Source organism: Bartonella rhinolophi, assembly GCF_036576165.1.
In the GTDB taxonomy this organism is placed as follows: domain Bacteria; phylum Pseudomonadota; class Alphaproteobacteria; order Rhizobiales; family Rhizobiaceae; genus Bartonella.
In genome coordinates, this window is sequence record NZ_JBAFWY010000009.1 from 22065 (window position 1) to 44276 (window position 22212).

Genomic DNA, 22212 nt, shown 5'->3' on the forward strand with positions numbered 1-22212 from the left:
ACAGGGAATGGAATTTTTTTGTAGTTACCCAAACCTTTATGACGCAATGGCTTCACGCAATTGCGTTACATTTTCGTTCATTGGTTGATCAATTGTTAAACCACCAGCTTTTAATAATTTGTAGAATCGGCCACCTTTATTGATTAATTCTTGGAAACTGCCTTTTTCAATTAAGTGTCCATGATCCAAAAATAACACAAGATCAGCGTGGCGAACTGTAGAAAGACGATGCGCTATAATTAAAGTGGTGCGGTTTTGGCTTATACAATCAAGAGCGTCTTTAACTTTGGCTTCTGTTTCAATATCAAGAGCACTGGTTGCTTCATCCAGAATGAGAATGGGAGCATCTTTTAAAACTGCACGTGCAATCGCTAATCGTTGCCTTTCTCCACCTGACAATTGAGAACCTCGTTCACCAACTAATGTATTGTAACGATCAGTTTTTTTCAGAATAAAATCATGGGCAGCTGCTATTTTTGCGGCCTCATGAAGCTCCTCATCCGTTGCGGTAGCTTTTCCTATCGCAATGTTATCGCGAATACTACGATCAAAAAGACCAGCGTCTTGAAATACTGTTGCTAAAGATTTACGTAAGGATTCGCGATTAACGGAACGTATATTTATTCCGTCAATAGAGATATGTCCAAATGTTGGGTCATACACGCGCTGCAATAAATTGATTAATGTTGTTTTTCCAGCGCCTGTTGGTCCGACAATAGCGACAGTTTGTCCTGTTTCAACCTCAAAGGAAATGTCAAAAATACCTTGAGAAGAATTTGGAAACTTATAAGTAACGTGATGAAATTGTATTGCACCCTTAATATTTGAGAGACAGGGTAAATTTTCAGGTTTATTGATATGAAAAGTTGAGTCTTCCATTTCAAAAAACTCTTGTAATTTTGCTTGTGAGGATACTGCTACATTGATGAAATTGCTAATTTGATCTAGACGACTAATCATTAATTGCGCAAAGCCGACAAAAGCGACAACTTCACCCACACGTAATTGACCTTTTGTTACAAAAAAAGCTCCAAGGAGAAAAATACACACTATTGAAATGGTTGAGGCCATTCGGTTTAATCCACTTGCAAGAGCCCACCAATTTAAAACAGGGTTTTGTGCTTTAAGAAGATTGTTTGTATGCTTATGCAGTGCTGAAGTTTCTTCCTTTACTCGATTGTAGCTTTGTACAATAGAAACGTTGGAGATTGAATCACTGACATGCTTAAAAAGGTTATGATGATAGCATTCTACAGCGGCTTGTCCGTCTTTTGTTTTTCGCATCACTAAACGTGCAATCAATACATAGATAACGGCAAGGACAACCAAGACTACTGAAAGACGCCAATTCATGTTAAAGGCAATAGGTATAAGAACGAATAGCGCAACAAGAGTTGAGAGATGTTGACGCATAAAATCAAGCCATATGGTTGACATAGAATCTATGGCGCGCAATAGTATATGGAGGGCGTTAGAAGTCCCGCGCTGTTGATGCCACATGAGTGGCATAGCGATAATACGTTCAAAAGATTCAATTAAAACAGTTAAACGGCGTCTATGTGCCAAACGATCAGCGCTACGAGCAACAAGAACATAAGCAACAATATTAAAAATACCAAAACATACCCAAGTTGTGAGGGTGAAAACAATGTCTGATTTATCTGTAATAGCATCAATGACGCGCCCAAACAAAATGGGTTCTGCAATGGTAATAACAGCTAATATAACATTAGCAATACAGATTAAAAGAGATGTATTTTTTTCTTTGTTTAAATAAGTAAGGACACGAGCATAAGTTTTGAATAAGGACACAGATGGTATCTCCAATAGCTATTGTAAGCATAAAGATTATTGCAAGCCATCCTTTGAGCTAATAAAATTTTAACTGTAAGAAAATGCAATTTTTGATACGAACTGTAATGTGGTGTGATAAATTCAATTTTATCAGATGTTGATTATCTTGTGTTGATAAAATTATATCGCAAAAATAGGTCAACAAAATTATATGGCAAGAGGACTGTCATGGTGGGTGTAGAAATAAAAAAGGTTGAGGCAGACGAGAGCGGAATGCGTTTAGATCGCTGGTTTAAAGCGCGTTATCCAGGACTTGGGTTTGGATCTTTGCAAAAATTGTTACGTTCTGGTCAGATACGGGTTAACGGTGGGCGTGTTAAAGCCGATACACGTATTTTGATGGGGCAATCCGTCCGTGTTCCACCCTTACCTATTGATAGTAAAGAGAATCTTCTTATTACGGATAAAGTTATTCGTGGACAGGATGACGAAACCGTTTTGAAAAAAATGCTGCTTTATGAAGATCCAAAAATTTTCGTTTTTAATAAACCGGCAGGTTTAGCTGTACAAGGCGGTTCTGGTTTGACGCGCCATATAGATAGTATGCTTGAAGTATGGCGCAATAAAAAAGGTGAAAAACCGCGTTTGGTTCATCGTCTTGATCGTGAGACATCAGGTGTACTCATTGTTGCTCGGTCAAGGGGAGCTGCACAGGCTTTGACTGCTGCTTTTAGAGCACGGGAAACGAAAAAGACTTATTGGGCATTGGTTCGGGGAGTTCCTAGAAAGAAGCAGGATAAAATTTCAACATGGATGGTCAAAGATATAGCTGCGCAGGGGGATAAAATGCGTGTTTGTGAACATGGGGAGCCAGATTCTAGTCATGCGGTTTCTTATTATCGCGTTTTAGATACTCGAGGACAAACTCTTTCGTGGCTTGAAATGGAGCCTTATACTGGCAGAACACATCAGTTACGTGTGCACGCTGCTCATATGGATCATCCTATTATCGGTGATGCAAAATATTTTTTTTCTGATAGCAATTGGAAATTTCCAGGGGGCATTCAAAATCGACTTCACCTTCACGCACGTCGTATTAGCATTCCTCATCCTTCAGGAGGAATATTGGATATCGTAGCACCTTTACCACCTCATATGCTACAAAGTTTTAATCTTTTAGCTTTTAGTGAGACTGATGGAGACACAGAATAATAAATAGAAAATTTTGCAGCTTATTTTGTTTGATTATGTGCAAAAATATTGATGTAATTTTTACTACACAGGTGTAAAAGTGGTTAGTGTAACTACAATTGATGTTTTTTAAATTATTACACTGTACCTATTGTACAAAAAGTTAGTACAGATTTTTCCCCAACAAACCAATAGATTTATTAAAAATAATATAGGTATAACGATATGCGTGAAATTTTTGATCACTTTGATATGTCTTTGAATAAAAATCATTCTGTTCATGAGACTCAAAAACTTTCATATCAGTCACTACCTAAACGATTTTATAAAAAAGTGAGAGTTACGTGTGAAGAGAGAGGCTTTGCTATATTATTGGATGAATATCCAGTTAAAACACCAGCAAAACGTTATTTTTTCGTACCAACAGAAAGATTTGCTACATTAGTGGCACAGGAATTTGAGAATCAGAAAGAGGTTATTGATCCTGCAAAAATGCCGATTACGCGTCTTGTTAACACCGTTATTGATGGTATAGCTGATAATATGCAGGTTGTTTTTGAAGATTTATTGCGTTTTGTTGCGTGCGATATGCTATTTTATCGTGCACCAGCACCAAAAGAGTTGATACAACTGCAATGTGAGAAATGGGATCCTGTGCTGGATTGGGCAGAAGAAAAACTTGGTTCACGTTTTAATTTGGTAGAAGGACTTATGCATGTTGAGCAATCACGAGAAGCTATTCAAGCAGCGAGCAATTATTTACGCAAAGTAAAATCTCCTTATATGCTTGCAGCATTGCATACGATAACAACTTTAACAGGATCAGCCCTCATTGCTTTTGCGGTTGCTGCAGGGGAAATCGATTCAGATCATGCTTGGGATATTGCGCATTTAGATGAAAATTGGATGATGGAACAATGGGGAACTGACGAGGAAGCAATAGCACGTCGTGTTTATAAGAAAGCTGAATTTAATGCAGCAGCTACAGTCATTAAAGTTTGTTTGTAAAGTTAAATTTACTTCTGTTTATCAATGTGCATCTGTTTTAAAAATCACGATTTTTATGATTTTTGGTAGATTCGTTTTTATATTGCCAGTCTAAGAGATATTTTTCTGATTATGTTGAAGATTGCTGCGCTTATTGCCACGGATAAAATATCTTATGCGGCTCTTGTAAAGAAGGGCAATAACCTCAGTTAAAGATAAAGAACTTTCCCAGTATTGGTTGTGGTGCAGTTATAAATAAAATAGGGAGGTACCATTATAACTTTATCTTCATGTTTTCTCTTTTATCGATTAGGCATTTTTAATCTTATAATTTTTTGCCAATGTTCTATTTGGTTTTTCATGATTTTTTTTACAATTAGACTATTCGGTGATTGAGGAAGGATGGTATTTAATATGTCTATAAGTAAGTGCTGCTTTCTCAGGAGGTCAAATTTTTAATTGTTGATTATAGAGACTTGAGTAGCTGGCATAAAAAGTAATGCGCAAAAGGATAATATGAAGAAGAATATGCATTCGCGGCATGAAAAGTCTTGATAATTGATCAAGGAAAGTACATTTGCAAAAATTTCATTGCGCTTTCTGAAAAAAATACCGCGAAAAATGGAGACTTAAAATCTCCATTTCTAAATTGAAAAGAATAGTCTATTTTTTAGACAGAATAATACATATCAAATTCAATGGGGTGAGGAGTTGTTTCATAACGTAAAACTTCTTGCATTTTTAATTCAATGAAAGAATTAATTTGATCATCATCAAAAACGTCGCCAGCTTTAAGAAAGCTACGGTCTTTATCAAGTGCTTCAAGCGCTTCGCGTAGACTTCCCGAGACCGTCGGGATCTCTTTGAGTTCTTTTGGAGGAAGATCATAAAGATCTTTGTCCATGGCGTGTCCAGGATGAATTTTATTTTTGATTCCATCAAGACCAGCCATTAAGAGTGCGGAAAACGCCAAATATGGGTTTGCTGTTGGATCTGGAAAACGAACTTCTACGCGTTTTGAATTTGGTGAAGAACTTGTTGGAATACGACAAGATGCAGAGCGATTGCGTGCAGAATAGGCAAGAAGAACAGGGGCTTCATAACCAGGAACTAGACGCTTGTAGGAATTGGTTGATGGATTTGTGAAGGCATTGATTGCTTTTGCATGCTTAATAATACCACCGATAAAGAATAAACAGGTTTCTGATAGTCCTGCATATTCATTTCCTGCAAAGATCGGTTTACCGTCTTTCCAAATGGATATATGTACATGCATACCTGATCCATTATCACCAAAAACTGGTTTTGGCATAAAAGTTGCTGTTTTTCCGTAGCTATTTGCTATTTGATGCACGACATATTTAAAGATTTGCATCTTATCAGCTTCACGAACTAAAGTGTCAAAACGAATACCTAATTCATGCTGGGCTGCAGCTACTTCGTGATGGTGTTTTTCGACGCGAACGCCCATATCTTTTAGTGTTGTGAGCATTTCAGAGCGCATATCTTGGCAAGAGTCGATTGGAGGAACTGGGAAATAACCGCCCTTCATTCGTGGACGGTGACCGAGATTTCCCATTTCATATTCAGTGTCATCATTTGATGGAAGCTCATTTGAATCAAGCTTAAATCCTGTGTTGTAAGGGTCAGTCTTATAGCGCACGTCATCAAAAATAAAAAATTCTGCCTCTGGACCTACATTGATTATATCTCCGATTCCTAAGGATTTCATATAAACTTCAGCTCTTTTGGCAATAGAACGAGGATCTCTACGATAAAATGCTCCAGAAACAGGATCGAGTACGTCACAAAATATGACTAAAGTAGATTGAGCAAAAAAAGGATCAATATGTGCTGTTTCTGGGTCTGGCATCAGTGCCATATCGGATTCATTAATTGTTTTCCATCCAGAAACTGACGAGCCGTCAAACATAACACCGTCATTAAATGTATCTTCGTTGATTTCTGCAATATCCATTGTGACGTGATGCAACTTTCCTCGTGGGTCGGTAAAGCGTAAATCGACAAAACGTATGTCATTGTCTGCAATCTGTTTAAGAATATCTGATGCGGTTGTCATATTCCATTTCCTTATTGGATTGAGGTGGATAAAAAAGGTGAAAAATTTTGGGGATTAAAGGGCATCAGTTCCAGATTCGCCAGTGCTAATACGAATGGCATTATCAATAGAAGAAATGAATATTTTTCCATCTCCGATATGTCTTGTTTGAGCTGCTTTACGTATTGCGTCAATAGTTTTCTCCAGCATTTCATCGGCAATAACAATTTCAATTTTTACTTTAGGTAAAAAATCAACAACATATTTAGCGCCACGATAAAGTTCTGTATGTCCTTTTTGACGCCCAAAACCCTTTGCTTCTGTTACGGTAATAGCATGTAATCCAATTTTTTGAAGCGCTTCTTTCACTTCGTCAAGTTTGAAAGGTTTTATAATGGCTTCAATTTTCTTCATGCTGAAATTATCTCCAACGTTATTTTGTCTTTTTAGACTGCATTGCATTATATTGGCAACCGTGAGATGTGCAAACAGATACTTTCTACACGGAAAAGTCAAAAATCATATAACTATGTGTTTTTTTTGAAAGATTCTCTTACAGCATAGAAAATAAAGAGCTGTTATTTTGTGGAAAAAAAGCTACAAAAGTTTGTAAAAAAAATCAAAATGATACAATAAGAAACATGTCGCTTTCTTTTTTTATAGTGCTATTGGTGTTCTATAATGTGGCAACTTTTTTAAGAGTTGGGATCATATAAAGGCCGGCGCAGCAAAATTTCTTTCAGAAATTTTCCAGTATAGGAAGTGGGAACATTAATAATATCTTCAGGACGTCCAACTGCAACGATTTCACCGCCACGATCCCCCCCTTCTGGCCCTAAGTCAATAATCCAGTCGGCGGTCTTGATGACTTCAAGATTATGCTCAATTACTGCAACTGTGTTGCCTTGTTCGACAAGTTCATGCAGTACTTCAAGAAGTTTAGAAATATCGTGGAAATGTAGCCCTGTTGTTGGCTCGTCCAAAATATAAAGTGTACGCCCTGTTGTTTTGCGTGAAAGTTCTTTGGCAAGCTTTACGCGTTGCGCTTCACCGCCAGAAAGTGTTGTGGCTTGCTGCCCTACTTTAAGATAACCGAGACCGACTTTTATGAGAGTTTTCATTTTGTTGTGAATAGTAGGAACAGCTTGAAAAAAATTCTCTGCCTTTTCGATTGTCATATCTAGGATATCTGCAATAGACTTTCCTTTAAATTTTACTTCCAGCGTTTCTCGATTATAGCGTTTTCCTTGGCATACATCGCAAGTAACATAGACATCGGGTAAAAAATGCATTTCAATTTTGATAACTCCATCACCTTGACATGCTTCACACCGTCCTCCCTTAACATTAAATGAAAAACGTCCAGCTTTATAACCGCGAGCTTTTGATTCTGGCAATTCGGCAAACCATTCACGGATTGGAGTAAACGCACCTGTATAGGTTGCTGGATTAGAACGCGGGGTGCGTCCAATGGGTGCTTGGTTGATATCGATGACCTTATCAAGAAATTCTAAACCTTCAATTTTGTCATAGCTTGCTGGGCTATGATGACTTCCCATAATGTGACGTGATGCAGCTTTGAAAAGGGTTTCAATGAGGAATGTTGATTTTCCTCCACCTGAAATGCCAGTTATGCATGTGAAGGTTCCAAGAGGGATGTTAGCATTAATATTTTTGAGGTTATTACCTCGAGCGCCGATGACTTTGAGTGTTCTTGATTTTGATATTTGGCGTCGTTGAGTAGGCACTGTAATGGCCATTTTTCCTGAAAGATATTGACCTGTGAGGGAAGATGGATTTTCTATAATCTCCTGTGGTGTTCCCTGCGCTATGATTTCTCCACCATGAACACCTGCGGCAGGACCAATATCAACGATATGATCTGCAGTAAGAATGGCATCTTCATCATGTTCGACAACAATAACTGTATTGCCGAGATCGCGCAGATGGCGCAGCATTTTTAAGAGACGTTCATTATCGCGTTGGTGTAAACCAATAGATGGTTCATCTAAAATATAAAGAACGCCTGTAAGACCAGATCCAATCTGGGATGCTAACCGAATACGTTGGCTTTCTCCTCCTGAAAGTGTGCCTGAATTTCGAGATAAGGTAAGATATTCAAGTCCGACATCATTTAAAAAAGCCAAACGTTCACGAATTTCTTTTAAAATACGTACTGCAATATGACGCTGCTTTTCAGTCAAATATTGGTGAATGTCAGTAAACCAATCATTTGCTTTTAAGATAGAAAGTTCTGATATTTGCCCAATATGCATCCCGTGGATTTTTACAGCTAATGCTTCTGGTTTTAAACGATAACCATGACAAGTTGGGCAAGGTGAGGAAGACATATAACGCTCAATTTCTTCACGTGACCATGCCGAATCTGGTTTTTCCCACCGTCGTTTCATATTCGGAATAACACCTTCAAAATATTGAGTTATTTTATCCTCATCTAAATCATTTTTATGGTTAGAAAAAATTTCTTTGCTTTTTGTGCCATATAAAATAACGTTTTGTGCCTCATCGGAAAGTGCGCACCATTTATCCGTGAGTTTGAATTTATAAATTTTTCCCAATATTTCTAAGGTTTTGTTATGAAAACATGAAGATGATTTAGACCAAGGGACAATTGCTCCAGCTTTTAAGGTGAGGTTTTTATTGGGTACGATTTTTTCTGGATCGATTATCTTTTTTATGCCTAGTCCATCACAAATAGGGCAGGCTCCGAAAGGATTATTAAATGAAAAGAGTCGTGGTTCAATCTCAGGGATAGAAAAACCAGATATAGGACAGGAAAATTTTTCCGAAAAAATAAACCGCTTATGTGTTTCATTTTTCGATTTATTGACAGATTCTTTTGTATTTTCTTTTTGTGACAAAGGTTGATCTGCCATTTCAGCAACCGCAATTCCATTTGCTAGCTTTAAACATGTTTCTATACTGTCAGCTAAGCGAGACATAATATCGTCACGCACAACAATGCGGTCAACGACTACATCTATGTCGTGTTTATATTTTTTATCAAGGGGAGGAACATCAGGAATTTCATAAAATTTTCCATCAACTTTAACGCGTTGGAAGCCTTTCTTTAAAAGTTCTGTTAGCTCTTTTTTATATTCTCCCTTTCGTCCTCGCACTAAGGGTGCCATAATAAAAATCCGCGTACCTTCTGGTAAGTCCATAATTTGATCGACCATTTGACTTACGGTCTGGCTTTCAATGGGAAGTCCCGTAGCAGGGGAATGAGGGACACCAATACGTGCAAAAAGAAGGCGCATATAGTCATGGATTTCGGTGACAGTTCCCACCGTTGAGCGAGGATTGCGGCTGGTCGTTTTTTGTTCAATGGAGATGGCTGGAGAAAGACCATCTATTCGGTCGACATCTGGTTTTTGCATCACTTCTAAAAATTGGCGTGCATAAGCTGAAAGGCTTTCAACGTAGCGGCGCTGGCCTTCAGCATAAATTGTATCAAAAGCTAAGGATGATTTTCCTGAGCCAGAAAGCCCTGTTATGATAATTAATTTATCACGGGGGAGGTCTAGATCAATATTTTTAAGGTTATGTTCACGTGCGCCGCGAATGGAGATGTATTTTTGATGAGTCATGTCTATCCTTGGCATATGTAACAAAAATTGAACATTTGAAATGAAATAAAACTGTTTTTTGGGAATTACAATGTGTTTAATTACTTTAACGTGGAAAGAAATTGCAAATTTTGTGAAAAAAGAGACAAAGATAGAAAGCTTTTTATTCTGAAAGACGGAATAAACTATACGTTGTTGTCATTTTTTGTTATAATTGCTTTGTTTATGATTTTGGAGTTTATGCGATGGCTGGTAGCCTTAATAAAGTTATTTTGATTGGTAATCTTGGTGCGGATCCTGAAATTCGCCGTTTAAATTCTGGTGATCAAGTAGCAAATCTGCGTATTGCTACTTCAGAAAGTTGGCGTGATCGCAATACAAATGAGCGCAAAGAGCGCACAGAGTGGCATAGTATCGTTATTTTTAATGAAAACCTTATAAAAATTGTGGAGCAATATTTAAAAAAAGGTAGCAAAATTTACATTGAAGGTCAGTTGCAGACGCGCAAATGGCAAGATCAAAATGGTAACGACCGTTATACAACAGAGGTTGTTTTGCAAAAATACCGCGGTGAATTACAAATGCTTGATGGGCGTGGAGTAGCGGGTGGGGAGCAAATGCAAGGAGCAAATCAATCGAGTGGCAGTTATGGTAGCAGTGGTTTTGGTGACAGTAGCTCAAATCCGAGAGATGTTTTTGGTCAAAGTAATAGTACGTCGGGAGAAAGTTTTTCACATAAATTAGATGACGACGTACCTTTTTGATGACTTTAAAGGTAACAATATTGTTTTTTGTATCTTTGTGGTTATTTGTTTTAACTTCTTAAAATGCAGAGTAGTAAATACGGGTCGTTTTGTTTACGATTATTAGTACAAGTAAATAACATATTGAAAATTATTGTTAAACTTCTTCCTTGTTGCAGGAGGGAAGTTAGCTTTTTGACATATTTTTCGATATACAAAGAGTAAAGTGATTCTTTTTTTGAAAGTCTTGAAACTGTGACCGATCTTACTCCACTACCAGAGCGTGATGTGCTTACTGGTATTGAACCAATCAATATTGTTGATGAAATGCAACGCTCCTATCTCGATTATGCGATGAGCGTGATTGTTTCGCGAGCACTTCCTGACGTTCGTGATGGTCTTAAACCTGTTCATCGGCGTATTCTTCATGCTATGAATGAGATGGGACTCTCTTTTAATAAGCCTTATCGTAAGTCTGCGGGTGTTGTTGGTGAAGTTATGGGAAAGTTTCATCCCCATGGCGATGCTTCAATTTATGACGCGTTGGTACGTATGGCACAGGATTTTTCTTTACGAAATCCGTTGATTGATGGTCAAGGAAATTTTGGTTCTGTTGATGGTGATCCGCCTGCGGCGATGCGTTATACAGAATGTCGTTTAGAAAGAATTTCAGAAGAGCTTTTAGCTGATATTGATAAAGATACTATTGACTTTCAGGATAATTATGATGGGCGCGAGTGTGAACCTGTAGTTTTGCCAGCGCGTTTTCCTAATCTTTTAGTCAATGGATCAGGTGGTATCGCTGTGGGAATGGCAACCAATATTCCTCCCCATAATCTTGGTGAAGTCGTTGATGGTTGTATCGCCTTGATTGACAATCCCGATATAGCACTTGATAAAATGATTGAAATCATTCCTGGTCCTGATTTTCCCACTGGTGGTATTATCCTTGGTCACTCTGGTATCCGTTCAGCTTATGAAACTGGGCGCGGTTCAATTATTATGCGTGCTAAGGTTGATATTGAGGAAATTCGCAATGGTCGACAGGCAATTATTGTAAGTGAAATACCTTATCAAGTTAACAAAGCAACAATGATTGAAAAAATGGCTGAACTGGTGCGTGATAAGCGCATCGAAGGAATTTCTGATTTGCGTGACGAATCTGATCGTGATGGGTATCGTGTCGTTATTGAGCTTAAAAGAGATGTTGTTGCGGATGTTGTTTTGAATCAATTGTATCGTTATACGCCACTGCAAACTTCCTTTGGTTGCAATATGGTTGCGTTAAACGGGGGAAAGCCTGAACAAATGACGTTGCTTGATATACTTCGTGCATTTGTTTCTTTCCGAGAAGAAGTTGTAAGTCGGCGAACAAAATATCTTTTGCGCAAAGCGCGTGAGCGTGCGCATGTTTTGGTTGGTCTTGCTATTGCTGTTGCCAATATTGATGAAATTATAACGTTAATTCGCAGAGCGCCTGATCCGCAGACAGCACGTGTACAGTTAATGGAGCGGCGTTGGTTAGCGGCTGATGTAGCGCCTTTAATAAAACTTATTGATGATCCGCGTCATATTATCCATGAGGATAATACTTATAATTTATCTGAAGAACAGGCGCGTGCTATTTTGGAATTGCGCTTGCAACGATTGACGGCGCTGGGGCGTGATGAAATTGCTGATGAGTTAAATAAAATTGGAGTGGATATCGCCGATTATCTTCATATTTTGGCATCGCGTTCGCGTATTATGGATATCGTGAAAGATGAACTAAATGCTCTTCGTGAAGCATTTGCAACTCCTCGGCGTACCGTATTTGGTTTTGGTAATGCTGAAATGGATCATGAAGATCTGATCGCACCAGAAGATATGGTGGTAACGGTTAGTCATAGTGGCTATATTAAGCGTGTTCCTCTCAATACATATCGTGCGCAGCGACGTGGTGGTAAGGGACGTTCTGGTATGTCCACGAAAGATGAGGATTTTGTAACGCGTTTGTTTGTGGTTAATACACATACACCAGTTCTTTTCTTTTCATCACGTGGGATTGTTTATAAGGAAAAAGTTTGGCGTTTACCTCTTGGTACACCACAATCGCGCGGGCGTGCTTTAATTAATATGCTTCCCTTGCAGCAAGGTGAACGCATAACGACTATTATGCCTTTGCCAGAAGATGAAGCGAGTTGGAGCGCATTGGATGTTATGTTCGCAACTACGCGTGGAACTGTGCGTCGCAATAAATTATCAGATTTCGTTCAGGTTAATCGTAATGGTAAAATTGCAATGAAACTTGATGAAGAGGGAGATGAGATTCTTTCTGTAGAAACTTGTACAGAATCTGATGATGTTGTTCTGACAACAGCTAATGGACAATGTATTCGTTTTCCAGTTGTTGAAGTTCGTGTATTTGCGGGTCGTAATTCAGTTGGGGTGCGTGGTATAAATTTGGCCACAGGGGATAAAGTTATTTCAATGACTATCTTAGAGCACGTTGAGGCAACATCAGTTGAGCGTTCTGCTTATGTTAAACGTGTGATTAATGAACGGCGTGCAGCTGGTGCAGATGCTGAAGATGTTTTAACTCTGGATGAAGGTGATGGGGAAGCCGAAACAGAATTGACGGATGAACGTTATACAGAACTTCATGCTCGCGAACAAATGCTTTTAACAGTAAGTGAATTTGGTTATGGAAAACGATCTTCCTCATATGAGTTTCGTATTTCTGGGCGTGGTGGAAAAGGGATTCGCGCAACAGACCCATCTAAGACAGCTGAAATTGGTAAATTAGTGGCGGCTTTTCCAGTGAAGGTACAAGATCAAATTATGTTAGTATCGAATGGAGGGCAACTTATTCGTGTTCCTGTTGATGGTATTCGTATAGCTGGTCGTTCGACTAAGGGAGTAACGATTTTCAACACAGCTGAGGGGGAAAAAGTCGTATCAGTTGAGCGCATTTCTGAATCTGAAGATGATGTTAGCCAATTAGATGATGAAGGTGAAAATCATTCTGATATGGTTAATATTAGCGAAGAAAAATAGCTCTGAAGGTAGCGGAGTAAAATAATGAAAATTGCTCTTTATGCGGGTTCCTTCGATCCTTTTACAAACGGTCATCTAGATGTTTTGCAAGGTGGTTTAGTTTTGGCTGACAGGGTGGTTGTGGCTATAGGTATACAAGCTAAAAAAACACCACTCTTTAGCATTGAAGAGCGTGTTGACTTAATTGCGCAAGCGGGACGAGATTTTTTAAACGTGGGTTCTGACCGATTACAGGTTATTTCGTTTGATACTCTTTTGATTCATAAGGCGCGTGAAATTGGTGCTTCATTTCTGATTCGTGGTTTACGTGATGGCACTGATCTTGATTATGAAATGCAAATGGCAGGAGTCAATGGTATCATGGCTCCTGAGTTGCAGACTGTTTTTTTGCCAGCAAGTGTTTCTGGACGCGCGATAACTTCTACATTGGTGCGTCAGATTGCTTCTATGGGAGGTGATGTTACGCCTTTTGTGCCTTCAAATGTTGCACGAGCTTTGCGCTTGAAATTTCAATCTTCAGGAGAAAATAATTGTGTATCTTAGAATTTTTGCTGTTTTGACATGTGTTTTTTGCTTTTTTTCATTGGGTGCTGCTGCAGATGATTCTAACACCCTTATTTTATCCCTTAAAAATGGTGATGTAATTATTCGTTTGCGTCCTGACCTTGCTCCAAAGCATGTGGCACAAATTAAGAAATTAACAGAGGAAGGTGCTTACAACAATGTTGTATTTCACCGTGTGATTCCTGGCTTTATGGCGCAGACTGGTGATATAAAGTTTGGAAAAAAGGGTAGTGCAGATTTTGATCTTAAGCGCGTTGGTATGGGTGGCTCAAATTATCCCAATATACCAGCAGAATTTTCAAAGCAGCCATTTGTGCGTGGCACTGTTGGCATGGCACGTTCACAAGATCCTCATTCTGCAAATTCTCAATTTTTCATTTGTTTTAGTGATGCTGCTTTTTTAAATGGTCAATATACTGTTGTCGGGGAGGTCATAGAGGGAATGGATGTTGTTGATAAAATAAAAAAGGGCACCACAAGTAATAATGGATCTGTAAGAAATCCTGATGTTATTAATGCTGCCTATTTACAAGATGATAAATGAGTCAAAGGAGTTAGCCATATGGCTGAGATTAAAGATATAGAAAATACCTTAATTCTTGAAACAACGAAGGGCAGAGTCGTTATTGAGCTTCTTGTTGATTTAGCTCCTTATCATGTTGCACGTATTAAAGAACTTGTGCGTGAGGGTGCTTATGACAATGTTGTTTTTCATCGCGTTATTGATGGTTTTATGGCTCAAACTGGTGATGTGCAATTTGGAAAAAAAGACGGTGAGAAATTTAATTTATCACGTGCTGGTATGGGAGGATCAGATAAGCCCGATTTGAAAGCAGAATTTTCGAATCTTTCTCATAAGCGTGGTACCGTTTCTATGGCACGCAGTCAGAATCCGAATTCTGCTAATTCGCAATTTTTTATCTGCTTTGAGGATGCTCCTTGGCTTAACCGTCAATATTCTATCTGGGGACAGGTTATTGAAGGCATGGAAAATGTCGATCAAATTAAGCGCGGTGAGCCTGTTGTAGATCCTGATTCCATTATCAAAGCCACAATTGCTGCGGATGTAAAATAGTATAAATAATTAATATAGGATAGTTACTACTCATGAGCTGTTTTAAGATTCATTAAAGTAGGTTTAAATTTTATATTTTTATGCAATTAGAGTTTTTCTGTTTTAATGTTTCAGTGCAATAAATTGCATTGAGATGAGCTTTTTTTGATAAAAATATTATTTTATTTTGTATTTATCAAAAGAAGATGTGATGAAGCTTTTTCGTTTGTGCTTTTTGGAAGAGTTTTGGATGAAGGGAAGACATCAGTTTGAATATTATGAGGGTTATTTTAAGTGTAGTAGCAGAATAATATTTTATAGGCATAGTATTGGCTGTTATGACAGCTCTGAGCATATGTATTTTCAGTTTATCATATTGTGTCAAAATATTGTCAGAAATTTAAAAAAAATGTGGTTCAGATCGAGTTATCGGTTTTCATTTTACTGAGGTATTTTGAGTCATCTTTGGGAACTGTTTACATTGCACACAGATACGCTTTTTATATGTAAAAATGAAGGATATTTGTCATTTTTAATGTATTTAGAAACTTTTTTATCAATGTTAAGTCTGTCAAAAGCATTATTTGTAGTAAAAGCTAGTGGAAGTAAGGTCATTTTTATTGAAGAAACAATAGCCTTGTAATATTAAACGCTGCTGCGAGTAAGTGCTAAGCACCTTAAGGAGTTATGTTGTCAGGTACTATTGATATTTTATGAATTTAGATATTCTCTTTACTGTGGTGACCGTTTAACAACAAATATTCCATTTATCTCGTTGAATTTTTTTATGTTGATTACAATATTGAGCGAATCGAAAAACAATTCTTAAAGCTTATGAAGTGTTATTCAATGCTATTAAGAGAGAAGGTATTCCCTTTCTTTTTTTATGGCGATGTGAGTTTATGGCTTCAAAGAGATGAAAGTGATGGTAAAAACATTTCACTATAGAAAGATTGCTCAAGATGGGTATGCGCGTCGGGGTGAAATTATAACGGGACGCGGGTGTATTCGTACACCTGCATTTATGCCAGTTGGAACGGCAGGAACCGTTAAAGCTATGTATATGGATCAGCTTCATGCTCTTGGGGCAGATATCATTTTGGGCAATACTTACCATTTAATGTTGCGACCTGGAGCTGAGCGTGTTGCGCGTTTAGGGGGATTACATGACTTTATACGCTGGTCTAAACCGATTTTAACGGATTCTGGTGGATTTCAAGTTATGTCTCTTGCGGGAATCCGTAAAATTACAGAGCAAGGTGTGATTTTTCGCTCCTATATTAATGGAGCGTACTATGAAATGAGTCCAGAGCGTTCTATCGAAATTCAAGGACTTCTTAATTCTGATATTCAGATGCAATTAGATCAATGTATTGCATTGCCTGCAAGTGAAAAGGAAATGGAAGCTGCTATGGAGCTTTCATTACGCTGGGCGCAACGTTGTAAAATAGCGTTTGGTGATCAGTCAGACAAGGCTATGTTTGGTATTGTTCAGGGCGGTGATAATATGAAACTGCGTGAACGCTCTGCTCAAGCATTAAAAGATATGGATTTAAAAGGCTATGCTATTGGAGGACTGGCTGTTGGTGAACCGCAAAATGTTATGACAGCCGTATTGGATGTTACTTGTCCAATTTTGCCAGAAGATAAGCCACGCTATCTTATGGGGGTGGGAACACCTGATGATATTTTGAAAAGTGTTGCGCGTGGTATTGATATGTTTGACTGTGTTATGCCGACGCGTGCGGGGCGCCACGGTTTAGCTTTTACGCGCTTTGGTAAAATTAATTTACGTAATGCGCGTTATGCAGAAGATCCACATCCTCTTGATCCACAGTCGCTTTGTCCTGCTGCATATGATTATAGCTGTGCTTATTTACACCATTTAATTAAATCTGGTGAATCTCTTGGTGGTATGTTGCTAACTTGGAATAATCTTTTTTATTATCAACAGCTTATGCAAGGTATTCGTGATTCCATTGAAGCAGGGTGTTATGCTGATTTTTGTGCTGAAACAAGTGCTTTATGGATGCAAGGACGATAAGGTAGTAATAGGGCGGTTAAACTATAATATATGGTATTTACTTTTTCTTCTGTTGCTCAATTATTTTTGCACAAAGTAAAAGTACAAATTTTGTAATAATGCTTCTCAAAAGCGTAAAACTGCGCTGCCCTAATAAAAGATGGATGCGCAGTTTTATCGATACATATTTTCCCTGCAACACTGAGATTAAGCAGGAGTTATTACTCCGGTACGCGTTACCTGATCCGGAGAAAAACAGTTTGTTGCTGTTTCTGATAATTGTTTAGATCAACAATGTTAATGAGGAGTTAGTGAACTCTTAAAGAAGTATAAAAATTGTATTTTTATGAGGAATTGTGTGTTTTTTATCATTAAATGGTGAAGTCTCAACACAGGATGTCGGTACGGTTTATTCACGCAAAGAATGTTTTTTTGTTATCCATTGTTTCATAAAATCGCATAAAATTTTGTGTAAAGATGGAAGATGTTTTACTTATGGTGATGTGAAGGTGATTAGGTTTGAGATTAAGGTTTAAAAAGTTAACACTATAAAATGCTGGAATTGTTTTCACAGGAAGTAACATTTTAATAATTGATTTTTCATTTAGCTTACAGAGCATTACAGCTTCAGTGCGTTCTAAAAAATGGACTCTATTATAAATATACATTCTATTATATTGCTATGAAAAAATTAAAAATATTGCTCTTTTTGTTCTGGACGATATTTTTTAGTTTTTGTTTGGCAAAATTTAAAAATATTGTGAATTTATTTGCGTATGTTACAGATATTAACGGTAAAACATCTCTAAACAAAAATAATGATAATGAAGAATTTTCGTAAAAAAAATTTTCTTACATCTTGTGAGGTTGATTCTAGAACGCGATGTTTAGCAATTTTGGCTCTTGCAGTGGGAAGTTTTGCTATTGGTACTGCTGAGTTTGTTGCGATGGGTTTACAGCCAGAGATGGCACGCAGTTCACATATTGATATTCCTACAGCTGGTCAATATATTTCTGCTTATGCACTGGGAGTTGTGATTGGGGCGCCTCTTTTAGCTGTTGCAACAGCTAAGTTATTACGCAAGACTGTTTTGATAGGGTTGATGTTTTTTTATGCGCTGGCAAATATTGCGAGTGCTTTTTTTTCCGATTTTAGCGTACTGGTGACGTTACGGTTTATCAGTGGTCTTCCTCACGGCATCTATTTCGGACTTGCAACTATGGTTGCATCCTCAATGGTGGAAATAAATAAACGTCCAAAAGCTGTTGGAAATGTTATGCTTGGTTTAACAATTGCAACAGTTTTGGGTGCACCAAGTGCAACGTGGATTGGACAGCTTGTTGGTTGGCAGATTGCTTTTATTCTTGTAGGTATTATTGCTTTATTGTGTTGTTTACTTATTGGGAAGTTCTTACCTTCTGTTCCGAATACTTCTAAAACAAGTCCTCTGCGCGAATTGAGTGCATTAAAGCAAAAGCAGGTGTGGATTCTCTTGGCGATGGTTTCGGTTGGTGCATCGGGATTATTTTCTGTTTTTACTTATATCAAGTCAACATTAATGCATATTTCTGGTGTTTTACTTGATTGGGTTCCATTTATTATGCCATTGATTGGATTGGGGATGGTTGTGGGCAATCTTTTGGGTCCTAAACTTGCAGTTAAGATTGGCATTTCGCCGATGATATTTTTTGCTATGCTTTGGAGTGCATTTGTTTTTTTTCTTTTTTTCTTTTTATCCTATACCCCACTAACAGCAGCATTAGGATGTTTTCTTGTTGGTACTTCTTTTGCATCTATGCCTTCTATACAAACAAAAATCATGAATGTCTCTGTGCATGGACAAATTTTGGCAGGAGCTTTAATGCAATCTGCTTTTAATATTGCTAATGCTCTTGGAGCAGAATCTGGGGCGTGGGTTTTAAAATTAGGTTATAGTTATGAATATACTGCTGTTTTAGGAGGTATTTTAACTCTGTGTGGGTTGTTGATTTTTTGTTTTTCATGGTATGTGGAAAAGCGTGATAAAAATTTTTTTTAATTATGAATGTTTTTAAAAAAGAGTATTTTTTTAATCATTTGATTGCCCAGTTGGATTTTTTAATATGCTGTAGGAAACGCGTAAGGCAAACGGAATACCAAGGAAAAATAAAAGACCAATGAGTGTTGCAAGAAGAGCTTTTGCTGCAAGAATCATTCCAGCAATTCCTCCAGGGTTGAATAAACCAGCAAGATTTGTGGTTGCTCCTGCAAGTGTTGCGCTTAATGCTGCTGAAAATAGCTGTACAGAGGTTAGAGATTCGCTGGCGCGTAAAGCATCTTTATCATTTGCACATTGTAAAATTCTTGTTAACAAATGTGGCCATGCTATACCAGCGCTAATTCCGATAGCAAACAATGCTAAGCAAATGATAAAAGTATATTTAGGTGTAGAAACTTCTGTTGGAACAAGCCATAAAAGTACGCTTATACCTAAAAGACTTAATATGGGAGAATATACAATAATATTGCGAATATTTTTTGTCGAAACGCCAGCACTTGAGAGAGAACCACATGTCCAACCAAGGCTTATAAGTGCTGCCATGTAACCCGCAATAAGTGGGTCTTGTCCGTGAAGTTCTTGAAGAAAAAGTGGAAAATAAAGCTCTATACTATATGCCACTATCGTTATAACGAGTATTAATGAGTAAACAGGAAAAAGTTCAGAAAAGAAAGAGAAGCTTTTACGTGGCAACATAGGATGAAGTGCAGATAATTCGATCTTTGCTAAAACGAAAAGGAGACTAAATCCGATAACCAGTCCGCAGATTTGTGCAACTGCAGTATCCATAGTTCCACCAACGGAAATGATAAAAATCAATAAAATGAGTGTAAAAAGCTGTGGGAAGGGGAGTGGAGATGTTGGAACGTAATTTTTATTTTTTTTTGGTAAAACTTTAAATGCTATAAGTGAGAAGATTATTGCCAATACTCCAACTACCCAAAAGGAGGTTCTCCATACACTATATTGTACAGAAATGCCGCCGATAGCTGGTCCTAATAAGGTTGAAATTCCCCATATTCCAGAGATAATACTGAATGCATGTGACCATAAAGGTGGGCTAAAAACGATACGTACCATGGAATAAGATAAGGATAACAAAGCACCGCTTCCAAATCCTTGAACAAAGCGTCCTATTAAAAATAATGGCATAGTTGGTGCTACGCTGCACATGAAGGTACCAATAGTAAAAATAAATCCAGAAACAACATAAGCTTGGCGGGGACCTATTTTTTCTAATATTTTTGTTGCAAGCGAAGTACCAAGGAGTGAGGCTGTAATAAAAACAGTAGCTACCCAAGAATAATATAGCTCACCGCCAATATCATCCATAAGAGAAGGCAAAATAGTGATAACAATGTAAACGTTGATAGCGTGCAACGCCACACCGCCCATAAATGTTAAAGAGCGAATACCATTTTTACCCCATAAAAGCGCGAACCAGTTCTGTTTTTTCACTATTTTTGCTATTTAATAGAGAATTGACCTTTTTTATTTATAAGGCAGTTATTTAAATTTTCCAAGAGGGGAGGGATTCAAAGCTCTCTTTTCATAGAGCTTTGAAATTTAAATTAAATCTATAATTTAATTGACCATTATTTTTTTTAGGTTCTCATCAATTTTATCGAGGAATCCTGTTGTAGAAAGCCATCTTTGCTTAGGTCCAATTAACAATGCAAGATCTTTGGTCATAAAACCCTCTTCAACGGTTTTAATACAAACTTCTTCCAATGTTGTGGCAAAGTTTTTTAATTTCTCATTACCATCCAATTTGGCACGGTGCGCCAATCCGCGTGTCCATGCAAAAATAGAAGCAATAGAATTTGTTGATGTTTCTTCATTTTTTTGATGCTGACGGTAATGACGTGTTACTGTACCATGTGCGGCTTCTGCTTCAACAATTTTACCGTCTGGTGTCATGAGTACAGAAGTCATAAGACCAAGAGAACCAAAACCTTGAGCAACGATATCTGACTGGACATCACCATCATAATTTTTACATGCCCAGACATAACCTCCTGACCATTTAAGCGCAGAAGCAACCATATCATCAATCAGGCGATGCTCATAATATAATTTACGATTTTCAAATTCAGCTTTAAATTCTGCATCAAATATTTCCTGAAAGATATCTTTAAAACGTCCGTCATAAGCTTTCAGAATGGTGTTTTTTGTTGAAAGATAGACAGGGACATTTCGCTGTAGCCCATAATTAAAAGATGCGCGAGCAAAATCACGAATTGATTCATCGAGATTATACATAGCCATGGCAACTCCTGCACTTGGAGCGTCAAAAACATCATGTTCTATAACTTGATTGTCATCACCAACAAATTTAATAGTTAGTTTTCCCTTACTAGGAAATTTAAAATCAGTTGCTTTGTACTGATCACCAAAAGCATGACGTCCGATAATAATTGGTTTTGTCCAATTAGAAACAAGACGTGGGATGTTTTTACAGATAATAGGTTCACGGAAAATGGTTCCCCCTAAAATATTGCGGATTGTGCCATTAGGTGATTTCCACATCTTTTTTAGGTTAAATTCTTTTACACGTGATTCATCAGGAGTGATGGTTGCGCATTTTATACCAACTCCGTATTTTTTGATAGCGTTAGCAGAATCGATCGTTACTTGATCATTTGTTGCATCTCGATTTTCGACAGAAAGATCATAATATTTAAGATTAATGTCGAGATAGGGATGAATTAGCTTGTCTTTGATATATTTCCAGATGATGCGGGTCATTTCATCCCCATCGATTTCAACAACGGGATTTTCTACTTTGATCTTTGTCATTAGAAGTCCTTTTTCATTTAAGTGATATTATCTTCTATAATACTTTCAGGATTAGAATGAAAAGCTAAAACAAGGAAGGCAGAGAAGCATCTAAACGATATCGCATATTATAGAGAGGATGTAAAACTTTATTAAAAACGGACGCATTGAAAAGAAAGTCATATATCTGCAATTTTTGACCATTATATAATTGATAAAAAATCAACTCTATTAAGGGGAATGGTAAGCAGATATTGCTGGAAGTATTTTTGTGTTGTCATTTTACTTCTAAAATCGTGTTTCGCTAGTTTAAATAAAAATCCAATTTAATAAAAGAGAATTATTATTATAAAT

At 37.5% G+C, this 22212-nt stretch carries 15 protein-coding genes; 9 read left to right on the forward strand and 6 right to left on the reverse strand.

What is annotated here, in order from left to right:
- Positions 1–36: 36 nt before the first annotated feature.
- Entirely contained in the window at positions 37–1812 is a 1776-nt protein-coding gene (locus V5N67_RS05915) for a glucan ABC transporter ATP-binding protein/ permease (protein WP_332060973.1), read from the reverse strand.
- 210 nt (positions 1813–2022) lie between these two features.
- Here V5N67_RS05915 and V5N67_RS05920 point away from each other — a divergent pair, with 210 nt between their 5' ends.
- Positions 2023–3006, forward strand: a complete 984-nt coding sequence (locus tag V5N67_RS05920) for an RluA family pseudouridine synthase (protein ID WP_332060974.1) — start codon at positions 2023–2025, stop codon at positions 3004–3006.
- A 204-nt stretch (positions 3007–3210) separates the two neighbouring features.
- Positions 3211–3993, forward strand: coding sequence for an ATP12 family chaperone protein (locus tag V5N67_RS05925; protein ID WP_332060975.1), 783 nt, complete (start codon positions 3211–3213; stop codon positions 3991–3993).
- Positions 3994–4642: 649 nt separating this feature from the next.
- On the opposite strand, the gene glnA is transcribed toward V5N67_RS05925, so the two are convergent.
- From glnA to uvrA, 3 genes are all read right to left on the reverse strand, one after another.
- Positions 4643–6052, reverse strand: a complete 1410-nt coding sequence (glnA, locus tag V5N67_RS05930) for a type I glutamate--ammonia ligase (protein WP_332060976.1) — start codon at positions 6050–6052, stop codon at positions 4643–4645.
- A gap of 54 nt (positions 6053–6106) precedes the next feature.
- Complete coding sequence (locus tag V5N67_RS05935; RefSeq protein ID WP_332060977.1) at positions 6107–6445, reverse strand: P-II family nitrogen regulator; 339 nt, start codon at positions 6443–6445, stop codon at positions 6107–6109.
- A gap of 281 nt (positions 6446–6726) precedes the next feature.
- Complete coding sequence (gene uvrA, locus V5N67_RS05940) at positions 6727–9642, reverse strand: excinuclease ABC subunit UvrA (protein ID WP_332060978.1); 2916 nt, start codon at positions 9640–9642, stop codon at positions 6727–6729.
- Between the two features lie 224 nt (positions 9643–9866).
- On the opposite strand from uvrA, the gene V5N67_RS05945 reads away from it, so the two are divergent.
- From V5N67_RS05945 to V5N67_RS05975, 7 genes are all read left to right on the forward strand, one after another.
- Entirely contained in the window at positions 9867–10385 is a 519-nt protein-coding gene (locus V5N67_RS05945) for a single-stranded DNA-binding protein (protein WP_332060979.1), read from the forward strand.
- 234 nt (positions 10386–10619) lie between these two features.
- Entirely contained in the window at positions 10620–13400 is a 2781-nt protein-coding gene (gene gyrA, locus V5N67_RS05950; protein WP_332060980.1) for a DNA gyrase subunit A, read from the forward strand.
- A gap of 24 nt (positions 13401–13424) precedes the next feature.
- The gene (gene coaD, locus V5N67_RS05955; protein WP_332060981.1) at positions 13425–13943 is read left to right on the forward strand and encodes a pantetheine-phosphate adenylyltransferase; all 519 of its coding nucleotides are present in this window, start codon (positions 13425–13427) and stop codon (positions 13941–13943) included.
- Positions 13933–14508, forward strand: a complete 576-nt coding sequence (locus V5N67_RS05960; RefSeq protein WP_332060982.1) for a peptidylprolyl isomerase — start codon at positions 13933–13935, stop codon at positions 14506–14508. The genes coaD and V5N67_RS05960 overlap by 11 nt, the downstream gene beginning before the upstream one ends.
- Positions 14509–14526: 18 nt before the next feature.
- Positions 14527–15039, forward strand: a complete 513-nt coding sequence (locus V5N67_RS05965; protein WP_332060983.1) for a peptidylprolyl isomerase — start codon at positions 14527–14529, stop codon at positions 15037–15039.
- Positions 15040–15943: 904 nt separating this feature from the next.
- Entirely contained in the window at positions 15944–17062 is a 1119-nt protein-coding gene (tgt, locus tag V5N67_RS05970) for a tRNA guanosine(34) transglycosylase Tgt (RefSeq protein WP_332060987.1), read from the forward strand.
- A gap of 803 nt (positions 17063–17865) precedes the next feature.
- Positions 17866–19080 (forward strand): MFS transporter, encoded by a 1215-nt coding sequence (locus tag V5N67_RS05975; protein ID WP_442879249.1) that lies wholly within the window; start codon positions 17866–17868, stop codon positions 19078–19080.
- A 30-nt stretch (positions 19081–19110) separates the two neighbouring features.
- On the opposite strand, the gene V5N67_RS05980 is transcribed toward V5N67_RS05975, so the two are convergent.
- Positions 19111–20538: an MFS transporter gene (locus tag V5N67_RS05980; protein WP_332060984.1), complete on the reverse strand. Its 1428-nt coding sequence runs from the start codon at positions 20536–20538 to the stop codon at positions 19111–19113.
- A 126-nt stretch (positions 20539–20664) separates the two neighbouring features.
- The gene (locus tag V5N67_RS05985; RefSeq protein ID WP_332060985.1) at positions 20665–21879 is read right to left on the reverse strand and encodes an NADP-dependent isocitrate dehydrogenase; all 1215 of its coding nucleotides are present in this window, start codon (positions 21877–21879) and stop codon (positions 20665–20667) included.
- Positions 21880–22212 lie beyond the last annotated feature (333 nt).

Bases quoted from the DNA above. Each gene is read 5' to 3' on its own strand.
- coaD (WP_332060981.1), top strand. From the start codon at position 13,425: ATGAAAATTGCTCTTTATGCGGGTTCCTTCGATCCTTTTACAAACGGT.
- V5N67_RS05975 (WP_442879249.1), top strand. From the start codon at position 17,866: ATGAAGAATTTTCGTAAAAAAAATTTTCTTACATCTTGTGAGGTTGAT.
- V5N67_RS05985 (WP_332060985.1), bottom strand. From the start codon at position 21,879: ATGACAAAGATCAAAGTAGAAAATCCCGTTGTTGAAATCGATGGGGAT.
- V5N67_RS05920 (WP_332060974.1), top strand. From the start codon at position 2,023: ATGGTGGGTGTAGAAATAAAAAAGGTTGAGGCAGACGAGAGCGGAATG.
- V5N67_RS05965 (WP_332060983.1), top strand. From the start codon at position 14,527: ATGGCTGAGATTAAAGATATAGAAAATACCTTAATTCTTGAAACAACG.
- uvrA (WP_332060978.1), bottom strand. From the start codon at position 9,642: ATGACTCATCAAAAATACATCTCCATTCGCGGCGCACGTGAACATAAC.
- tgt (WP_332060987.1), top strand. From the start codon at position 15,944: ATGGTAAAAACATTTCACTATAGAAAGATTGCTCAAGATGGGTATGCG.
- V5N67_RS05945 (WP_332060979.1), top strand. From the start codon at position 9,867: ATGGCTGGTAGCCTTAATAAAGTTATTTTGATTGGTAATCTTGGTGCG.
- V5N67_RS05935 (WP_332060977.1), bottom strand. From the start codon at position 6,445: ATGAAGAAAATTGAAGCCATTATAAAACCTTTCAAACTTGACGAAGTG.
- V5N67_RS05925 (WP_332060975.1), top strand. From the start codon at position 3,211: ATGCGTGAAATTTTTGATCACTTTGATATGTCTTTGAATAAAAATCAT.
- glnA (WP_332060976.1), bottom strand. From the start codon at position 6,052: ATGACAACCGCATCAGATATTCTTAAACAGATTGCAGACAATGACATA.